The 828-nt window shown below is 62.7% G+C and carries 1 protein-coding gene; it reads right to left on the bottom strand.

Annotation, left to right across the window (positions count from 1 at the left end; all coding sequences use genetic code 11):
* A partial coding sequence (locus EN984_RS36310; protein WP_164766002.1) for an ABC transporter permease occupies nucleotides 1–779 on the bottom strand: 779 nt, incomplete at its 3' end.
* Between the last annotated feature and the right edge of the window lie 49 nt (nucleotides 780–828).

The following is an 828-nucleotide window of genomic DNA, read 5'->3' on the forward strand; positions in this document are numbered from 1 at the left end:
CCGCCGATCACCGCCACCAGCACGATGTCGTAGAGCAGCGTCGAATTGACGACGCGGGTGTTGATCGAATGCAGGCTCGCCGCCGTCAGCAGGCCGGCGACCAGTGCGACGAAAGCGGAAAGCACATAGCGCAGCACCAGCATCGGCCGCACCGGAATGCCGATGTTGCGGGCTGCAACCGGATTGTCGCCGGCGAAGTAGATGTAGCGGCCCCATTTGGTGTAGCGCAGGAACAGGAAGAAGAGGAAGGCGAGGCCGGCAAAGACGAACACCTCGACCGGAATATCGAGGAAGCGCAGGCCGCCGAGCAGCTCGACCCAGTGGCCCTGCGGCACCGGCACCGCATCCTGCGTGATCAGCTGCGAGCGCACATAGCCGAAGACGAAGGAGCCTGTCGCCAGCGTCACGAAGATCGCGGGCACATCGGCATAGGCGACGAGAAAGCCGTTGAGCAGGCCGATGGCCAGCACACCGGCCAGCACATAGGCGAAGGCCAGCCCGTCCGGCGTTCCCGAATTCAGAAGTTGCAGATACCAGGCGACAGACATCGCCATGATCGCCACGGCGGAGAGGTCGATGCCGCGTCCGATGATGACGACGGCCATGCCGAGCGCAAGGATGCCCAGCACCGACACGGAGCGGACGATGGCGACGAGATTGTTGGGATCGATGAAACCTGGCAGGCCTATGGCCGCTGCAACGAACAGCACCACCGCTATGGCAAAGACAATGCCTTCCTGATTCAGGCTCCTGAAATTCGGCCAGCCGATCGTGTTCATGTCTGCGTTTGCCCCGATGGCATCGCTGCCATCCCTGGGAAAGAACGCT

Origin of the sequence: Mesorhizobium sp. M7A.F.Ca.CA.004.12.1.1 (assembly GCF_003997835.1) — a bacterium.
Classification (GTDB): domain Bacteria; phylum Pseudomonadota; class Alphaproteobacteria; order Rhizobiales; family Rhizobiaceae; genus Mesorhizobium.